The organism is Methylocaldum sp. (assembly GCF_039794385.1).
Taxonomy (GTDB): Bacteria; Pseudomonadota; Gammaproteobacteria; order Methylococcales; family Methylococcaceae; genus Methylocaldum.
In genome coordinates this window covers 1-7,707 of record NZ_JBDIVO010000230.1, presented here as the reverse complement: position 1 = coordinate 7,707, position 7,707 = coordinate 1, and the positions used below count along the sequence as shown (strand labels likewise).

At 59.3% G+C, this 7,707-nt stretch carries 7 protein-coding genes and 1 pseudogene; 6 read left to right on the top strand and 2 right to left on the bottom strand.

Going from position 1 to position 7,707, the window contains the following annotated elements; genetic code table 11:
- A pseudogene (locus tag ABJK70_RS17115) lies at positions 1 to 1,441 on the bottom strand (glutamate synthase subunit alpha); the annotation flags it as partial.
- 427 nt (positions 1,442 to 1,868) lie between these two features.
- On the opposite strand from ABJK70_RS17115, the gene ABJK70_RS17110 reads away from it, so the two are divergent.
- From ABJK70_RS17110 to ABJK70_RS17100, 3 genes are all read left to right on the top strand, one after another.
- Positions 1,869 to 3,086 carry a UbiH/UbiF/VisC/COQ6 family ubiquinone biosynthesis hydroxylase gene (locus ABJK70_RS17110; protein ID WP_086135441.1) on the top strand — a complete coding sequence of 406 codons (1,218 nt, stop codon included), beginning with the start codon at positions 1,869 to 1,871 and terminating at the stop codon, positions 3,084 to 3,086.
- 142 nt (positions 3,087 to 3,228) lie between these two features.
- The gene (locus ABJK70_RS17105; protein WP_086135442.1) at positions 3,229 to 3,618 is read left to right on the top strand and encodes a glycine zipper family protein; all 390 of its coding nucleotides are present in this window, start codon (positions 3,229 to 3,231) and stop codon (positions 3,616 to 3,618) included.
- Positions 3,619 to 3,731: 113 nt separating this feature from the next.
- Positions 3,732 to 5,273 (top strand): long-chain fatty acid--CoA ligase, encoded by a 1,542-nt coding sequence (locus ABJK70_RS17100; protein ID WP_077729194.1) that lies wholly within the window; start codon positions 3,732 to 3,734, stop codon positions 5,271 to 5,273.
- 26 nt (positions 5,274 to 5,299) lie between these two features.
- Here ABJK70_RS17100 and ABJK70_RS17095 read toward each other — a convergent pair whose 3' ends face one another.
- Positions 5,300 to 6,754 (bottom strand): M48 family metalloprotease, encoded by a 1,455-nt coding sequence (locus tag ABJK70_RS17095; protein WP_077729193.1) that lies wholly within the window; start codon positions 6,752 to 6,754, stop codon positions 5,300 to 5,302.
- Positions 6,755 to 6,845: 91 nt separating this feature from the next.
- On the opposite strand from ABJK70_RS17095, the gene tusD reads away from it, so the two are divergent.
- The 3 genes from tusD to ABJK70_RS17080 form a co-directional block, all read left to right on the top strand.
- Positions 6,846 to 7,199 (top strand): sulfurtransferase complex subunit TusD, encoded by a 354-nt coding sequence (gene tusD / locus ABJK70_RS17090; RefSeq protein WP_347258559.1) that lies wholly within the window; start codon positions 6,846 to 6,848, stop codon positions 7,197 to 7,199.
- 4 nt (positions 7,200 to 7,203) lie between these two features.
- On the top strand, positions 7,204 to 7,563 hold the full coding sequence (gene tusC / locus ABJK70_RS17085; RefSeq protein ID WP_347258558.1) for a sulfurtransferase complex subunit TusC: 360 nt from the start codon (positions 7,204 to 7,206) through the stop codon (positions 7,561 to 7,563).
- Positions 7,563 to 7,707 (top strand): DsrH/TusB family sulfur metabolism protein (locus ABJK70_RS17080; RefSeq protein ID WP_347258560.1); only part of this gene is annotated, 145 nt, incomplete at its 3' end. The genes tusC and ABJK70_RS17080, both read left to right, overlap by 1 nt.

The window sequence follows — 7,707 nt, the reverse complement described above, 5'->3', positions numbered from 1 at the left end:
CCTGGGTATAGCCGAAAGCCTGCTGCCGATCGAGCAGGGTCTCCGAATCGGGCGGCATCGCGGCGATTTCGGCCGGCAGCTTCTCCAATTGAATCTGGGTATCGTTGAGCCACTGCTGATACGGCTCGCGATTGGCCAGTTCCGATTTGATTTCGGCATCGTCGATGATACGGCCCTGTTCGAGGTCGATCAGGAACATCTTGCCGGGCTGCAAACGCCATTTCTTGACGATCTTGTGTTCCGGAATGGTCAGCACGCCCATCTCGGAGGCCATCACCACGGTGTCGTCATCGGTGATGAGATAGCGCGCCGGACGCAGGCCGTTACGGTCGAGCGTGGCGCCGATCTGCCGTCCGTCGGTAAAGGCCACGGCGGCCGGACCATCCCAGGGTTCCATCAGGGCCGAGTAGTATTCGTAGAAGGCGCGGAGTTTTTCGTCCATCAAGGGATTGCCGGCCCACGCTTCCGGGATCAGCAGCATCATGGCGTGGACCAGCGAATAGCCCCCCATGACCAGAAGCTCCAGCGCATTGTCGAAGCTGGCGGAATCGGACTTGCCGTCGGCGATCAGCGGCCAGATCTTGTCGAGATCTTCGCCCAGAACTTCGGACGACATCGAATGGCGTCGAGCGGCCATCCAATTGATGTTGCCGCGCAAGGTGTTGATTTCGCCGTTGTGGGCGATCATTCGGAAAGGATGGGCCAGATCCCAGGTCGGGAAGGTGTTGGTGGAGAACCGCTGGTGCACCAGGGCAAGCGCCGACACCATTTGCTCGTTGCGGAGGTCGCGGTAAAACACGCCGACCTGATCGGCCAGCAGCATGCCCTTGTAAACCAAAGTGCGGGACGAGAAGGAAGGGATGTAGAACATCTTGCCTTCCTCGAGATTCAAGGCACGAATCTTCTTGTCGATCTGCTTGCGGATGACGAACAGCTTGCGCTCGAACGCGTCCTGATCCCGGCAACTTTCCGCCCGCCCCACGAAAACCTGGCGAATCACGGGTTCGATTGTCTTGACCGATTCCCCGAGCGTCGAGTTGTCTACCGGAACATCGCGCCAGCCGAGAACGGTTTGGCCTTCGGTGCGAATGAAATCTTCGACGATTTGTTCGCAGGTCGCGCGATGTTCCGGATTGCGCGGCAGAAACAGCATGCCGACGCCATAGTGACCGTAATCCGGAAGGGCGATCCCGAGTGCGGAGCATTCGTCGCGGAGAAAAGCATCCGGTATTTGAATGAGAATGCCGGCCCCATCGCCCGCCAACGGATCGGCGCCTACCGCTCCGCGGTGAGTCAGGTTTCTTAAAATTTCCAGCCCCTTGCAGACGATGTCGTGGCTTTTATGGCCTTTGATGTGAGCGATGAAACCTACGCCGCAAGCGTCGTGTTCGTTGCGCGGGTCGTATAGACCTTGCTTGGCGGGTATGGCATTGAAACTCATGGTGTACCTCTGTCAGGGGTGTGGTCTGTCGTTTGCCGGTTCGCGGTTTACAAGAGAATATTGCGGCTCCAGTAATGGACCGCCGCGACAGTCAAGAATTCGTGTTCGCAGTTGGTTTTGAAATATCCGAAATGGCGACGTGAGGCCGCCCATTTAGCCAAAATGGGCAAGAAATATAAAGAATCCGGCCGGTCTTTTCAAGGGCGCCAAGCTTGCGCACTCAGTGTTTGTTGTGAATAAGGTGGTGAAACGACTTGTTTCGATAGAGAATGGACCCGCTCGCCGCCCGACCGTCCGCCCCCGAGCCGGCGAGACAAAGCCGGTATTGCTTGCCGAGCCCGGTTACCTTTACTTTATGGCCGGAAATTCGAGGCGGTTTCGCAGCGTGGTTGAACATGCGCGCCAAGCCAAGCATGAGGAATAGAGAATGACCGAAAAATATGACGTGATCGTTGTGGGCGGCGGCATGGTCGGTGCCGCTTTGGGGTGTGGCCTCGGAGGAAGCAGTCTGCGAGTTGCCGTGATCGAGGATGCCCCGCCGCCGGCGTTTGCGTCGGAGCAGCCCCACGATCTTCGCGTGTCCGCGATCAGCATCGCGTCCGCCAGCATTCTCAAAACCGTGGGCGCATGGAAAGGCATCGCTTCGCGCCGGTTTTGCCCGTTCCGGAGGATGCGGGTATGGGAAGAGTCGGGCGATGTCGAGTTTCGGAGCGAGGACATCGATGAGCCGGTCTTGGGCTATATCGTCGAGAACCGGGTAATCCAGCTGGCTTTACTCGACCGCCTGGTCGAATTTTCCAATATCGATTTTCTTTGTCCCGCCAGAACCAAAATGATCGATTACGGGCCGCAAGGCTCGACCGTCGAATTGGACGACGGCCGCGTCTTGTCGGCGCGCTTGTTGGTTGCCGCGGATGGCGGCTATTCCCGGGTGCGGCAAGTGGCCGGCATGGGAGTAAGCGGTTGGGATTACGAGCAGCACGCCCTGGTGCTGACGGTGGAAACCGCATACAGCCAGCAGGACATCACTTGGCAACGCTTTACCCCCAAGGGACCCCAGGCTTTCCTGCCGCTGGACGGGCCTCATGCATCTCTCGTCTGGTACGAGGCGCCGGAGGACATCAAACGCCTGAAGGCTTTGCCGGATGACGCGCTGCTCCGGGAGCTTATCGCTGCGTTCCCCTCGGCTCTGGGCGAGATCAAGCGTATCGAGGCGAAAGGCAGCTTCCCGCTCAAGCGTCAGCATGCCTTGAGTTACAGTAAAGAGGGCGTGGCTTTGATCGGCGATGCGGCCCACATGATTCATCCGCTGGCGGGGCAGGGCGTCAACATCGGTCTTCTGGACGCTGCGGCGCTGGCGCAGGTGCTGGTCGGCGCTCACAAGAATGGCCAGGACATCGGCGCAGCCCATGTGCTGCAAACTTACGAAAGCATGCGCCGCAGCAACAACCTGGTCATGATGACGACGATGGACCTGTTCTATCGCGTGTTCGGAAACGCGAACCGTCCGCTCCGATTCATTCGGAATCTGGGGCTGGGTTTGGCGGAGCGAATCACGCCGGCCAAGAAATTGGTCATGCGATACGCGATGGGCTTGGGCGGCCAGCTCCCGAATTTGGCCCGTGGCGAAGCCATTCTGGGTTGAATGACGGTCGGAAACATTACGATACGTATTCCTGCGGATTGAGCAGAGTGAGTTTGCTATAGTAGGCAGAGCAATTCAGTACCTGTGTTCCGGATACTGTTGCTGAGATATCGATTAACGTCCTATACGAGTGAAACGACTTATGGTCAAAAAGCTACCTGTATTTCTTTGCACCGTGTTGATTCTGAGCGGTTGCGCAACCTACACCGGATGGGAGCCTGTGGTGGACACGTATAACGATCCGAATGCCTATCGGCTGCAGCAGGATATGGAAGAGTGCAAAATGCTCGCTCGCCAAGCGGGCAGTACCGGAACGGAAGCGGCGAAGGGTGCTGCTGCAGGCGCATTGCTAGGTGCCGCAACGGGCGCCGCGGTCGGCGCTGTCGCTGGCAATCCCGGCGGCGGTGCCGCGATCGGCGCTGCCGCGGGCGGCCTCGGCGGCGCTGGTTACAGCGGGGTCTCGGGCGACGATCAATACAAGCGGTCTTACATCAATTGCCTCCGCAATCGGGGACACAGAGTCGTCAATTAAGTAAGCAATCGGTCAAATAAAATAATCCCGCCGTTGTGCCTCTAGCCCGGCGGGATTATTTTTTCCGTTTTTGCTGCCCTGACGAGGGCATAAACCGACGAGAAGGTGCCAGGATGTCGTCATTGATCCATGCACTCCGGGAGAGCGCCCGGCTTTATCCTGATCGGCCCGCGGTAATCCAGGGCTCTCAGGTCATCGATCATGCCACCATAGGCAACCGATCGGATCGCGTGGCGGCGGCCCTGGCGGCCCGAGACGTGGTCAAAGGGGACAGGATTGCCCTTTACTGCCCCAATTCGGCGGAATTCGCCATTGCCTATACCGGCATCGTGAAAGCCGGGGCCACGGTCGTTCCGATCAATTTGCTGCTGAACACGGAAGAAATCGGCTTCATTCTCAACGATTCCGGCGCCAAGGGCTTGATTTTCCATCAAGCCTTTTCGAAACAGGCGGAATCCGCGCTTCAGGCTGCGCCGGGAATCGAGTTTCGCGTATCCATCGGCGGAGAAGTCGAAGGCGCCGAGGCGTTCGATGCTTTTCTAAGATCCGACGCGCCGGTACCGAATATCGATTGCGACCCGCAAGAGGATCTGGTCGTCATCCTCTACACCTCGGGAACCACCGGCCGTCCCAAGGGGGCGATGCTGACCCACGGCAATCTGGTCGCCAACACGCGCAGCGTCCGCGAAGCCATGCACTGGCGTCCGGGGCAGGATGTCGTGCTGCTGGTTCTTCCGATGTTTCACGCATTCGCGGCAACCGTCGGCATGCTCACGCCCCTGACCAACGGCTGTGCGTTCATTCCCCTGCCGCGATTCGAGCCCGATCAGGTCGTCGACGCGATCCATGCCAGCCGAGCCACGATTTTTCTCGGCGTGCCCAGCATGTATTCGGTACTGTTGCGACTCAAAGACGAGCGTGCGCCGCTCCTTTCCTCCATACGCTATTGCGTTTCCGGCGGCGCTGCGCTTCCGGTCGACGTGTTGCGGCGCTTCGAGGAAAAATTCGGCATCAGGATCTACGAGGGCGACGGACCGACCGAGTGTTCCCCGGTAACCTGCGTGAATCCGATCGACGGCCTCATCAAACCGGGAACCGTGGGTTTGCCGGTTCCCGGAGTCGAGATGAAAATCGTCGACGAAGACGGGCGCGAGTTGCCGTGCGGCGAAGTCGGCGAGATTGCCGTACGCGGTGCCAACGTGATGAAGGGCTATTGGATGCAGCCGGACGCGACCCGGGAAGTGTTTCGCGGCGAATGGCTTCTGACCGGCGATCTCGGTACGCGGGACGAAGACGGCTATTTCAGCATCGTCGATCGCAAGAAAGATCTGATCATCGTCAACGGCATGAACGTTTATCCACGCATGATCGAGGAGGTGCTATACCGCTTTCCGCCGATCCGCGAGGCCGCGGTGGTCGGAGAGCCGCACGATTTGCACGGCGAAATTCCGGTCGCGTATATCGCGATAGACGAGTCCAAGCCGATCACGGAAAGCGAAGTCCGCGCTTTCTGCAGGGAGCACCTCGGGCGGCATCAAATTCCCCGCAAGATCGTCTTTCAGCCGGAGTTACCGAAAAACGCCGCGGGCAAGATCCTCAAGCGGCAGCTTCGAAAGCACGGCGAAATCGAGCGTGGCGTGCAGGATCTGGAATAAACTCCGGCCGCCGCGGTTTCTATGGCTCACTGCTTTCTGCGCTCTTCCTCTTCGGCGAGCAGCTGCTTCAAGCGCTCGTCGATGACGGAATTCAGATAAAAATTGTCGCCGGCCGTTTTTCTGGCTAGCCGAAGTTGCAGTATGGCGGCGCGGTTCTGGCCCGAGGCGTAATAGGATTCGGCGACATAGCGGTGCGATTCGGCATCGTTCCCGAGCTGGCTATAGGCTTGCGCCAGCAGGTTGTAGACTTCCGGCGTAGGCGGATGGCGGCGGGCGTAGTTCTGCAGCAGCTTGCGCGCCTGTTCCGCTTTGCCGGTGGTGAGCAGCGTGCGGACATAGTTGAGCGTCAGCGCCCGGTTTTCCGGAAAGCGTTGCAGGGCCGATTCGTAAAGCTGGATCGCGCGCGGGTAATTCTTGGTCTCCCGTTCGGCGCTGGCCAGCGCATTGGCGAAATGGGACTGATCGGGATAAATCTCCATCAGCCGCTGCAGGATCGGTTTGGCTTCCCCGGCACGCGCGTTGGCGATCAGTGCCAAGGCTAAACCGTAGGCGGAAACATCCTGTTGCAGCTTGGTGCCCTGGCCGCTGACCGCCTTGAAATAATTCAGCGCGTCCTGCGGGCGGGCGGCGGTCTGCACCCGCAGCTTGGCGCGGACGAGCTGATAGGCGAAAGAATCCGGATATTGCCGATACGGAAACTGTTCCGCGCGTCCCCGCGTATCCGAGATACGGGACACGGTCACCGGGTGGGTCAGCAGGAACTCCGGCAATTCTCGGCCGACGAAGCGGGTGGATTGCTGCATTCTTTCGAAGAACGTCGGCATGGCGCGCGGGTCGAAGTCCGACTTCGATAAAATCTGCATGCCGACGCGATCGGCTTCGGCCTCGTTGTCGCGGGTAAAATTGATTTGATACTGGATATTGGCGGCTTGCGCGGCCATCAAGGCGGCTTGGCCCAGTTGCGCGGATTTCGCGCCCAGCAGAACGGCGGCCAGCATGGCCGCGGCGGTGGGCAGCGCCAGGCGGCCGGCGGCCTGGAATGTTTGATAAAGATGCCGCTGCGTGACGTGCGCGATTTCGTGGGCCAGTACCGAAGCGAGTTCGCTCTCGGCTTCCGAGGTCAGGATCAGTCCGGAGTTGACGCCGATGTATCCGCCCGGCCCCGCGAATGCGTTGACCGTGGGATCGCTGACCACGAAGAAATGAAACGCTTGCGCGGGGTTGTCGCTGGACCCGGCCAGTTTCTGCCCTATGGACTGGATGTAATCGTTGACTTCCGGATCTTGGCTGACTTCGAGCTGGGCGTGCAACTTGCGGTAGAACGCTGCGCCGAGTTCCTTCTCCTGCTGCGGCGTCATGAGGGTTCCGGTCGGGTCGCCGATTTCGGGCAACTCCAGGTTGAGTTGCGCATGGGCGGGTTGCAGCGCCAATGAGCCGTAGCTGAGAATCAACAGCGATGCAAGCAGTTTGTCGAATTTCATGATGTTTCAGCGCCGTGTGCGGCGCGGGTGTGAATGAGTCCACGGTGTACGGTTACTCGATGAACCGTTTTTTCGAAAGGGTGTCGCCGCGATGAAATACGCCATTCAGGTCAATGCCGGGCCTTGTTCCGCTCAATCGGCGCGCACTGCCTATCAGTTTATCAAAGCCGCGTTGGATAAAGATCACGAAATCGTGTGCGTGTTCTTTTACCATGACGGGGTTTATAACGCGCTGCGATCCGGTTTATCGGCGGAGGACAAAGTTTCGGTTCCGCCCTGGCCCGATCTCGCCGATAAGCACGGGATCGACCTGGTGCTGTGCGTTTCGGCCGCGCAGCGGCGCGGCATGCCGGCAACCGGGGCGGACGGTTTTCGGATCGGCGGCTTGGGACAATGGGTGGACGCCTGTCTGAAGGCCGACCGGGTATTGGTTTTTGGTGGTTGAATCGGTGCAAAAAAAATTCTTGTTTGTGATGCGCAGTGCCCCTCGGAACGGCGCAAGAGTCCGGGAATCGCTGGACATGGTCATGACCGCCGCCGCTTTCGATCAGGCCGTACGGCTCCTGATGCTGGACGATGGCGTGTTCCTGCTCAAACGGGGTCAGAGGTTCGAACCGAACGGGCTGAAACCCGTCGCTCCCTTGTTCGAAGCCTTGGCTTTGTACGATGTGGAGGATGTTTTTGTCGAGCGGGAGTCTTTGCGGGGAAGGCATTTGACGACCGAGGATCTCGTTATCCCCGTGCGCGTTGTGGAAAGAGCGGACATCGCCGGATTGACGGCGGAACATGACCTTGTGATCTCGTGCTGATGGCAGTTCTGCATCTGGTCAACCGCTCGCCCCAGGAAAGCCGCGCCCTGGAAGATTGTCTCGCTCGCGCGGGCAAGGGCGATGCGGTGTTGCTGATCGAGAATGCGGTTTATGCCGCGGTGAAGGGCGGGGATTCCGAAGCCG

What these genes read in the sequence shown, in the direction of transcription:
- ABJK70_RS17110 (WP_086135441.1), top strand. Translation starts at nt 1,869, where the DNA reads ATGACCGAAAAATATGACGTGATCGTTGTGGGCGGCGGCATGGTCGGT.
- ABJK70_RS17105 (WP_086135442.1), top strand. Translation starts at nt 3,229, where the DNA reads ATGGTCAAAAAGCTACCTGTATTTCTTTGCACCGTGTTGATTCTGAGC.
- ABJK70_RS17100 (WP_077729194.1), top strand. Translation starts at nt 3,732, where the DNA reads ATGTCGTCATTGATCCATGCACTCCGGGAGAGCGCCCGGCTTTATCCT.
- ABJK70_RS17095 (WP_077729193.1), bottom strand. Translation starts at nt 6,754, where the DNA reads ATGAAATTCGACAAACTGCTTGCATCGCTGTTGATTCTCAGCTACGGC.
- tusD (WP_347258559.1), top strand. Translation starts at nt 6,846, where the DNA reads ATGAAATACGCCATTCAGGTCAATGCCGGGCCTTGTTCCGCTCAATCG.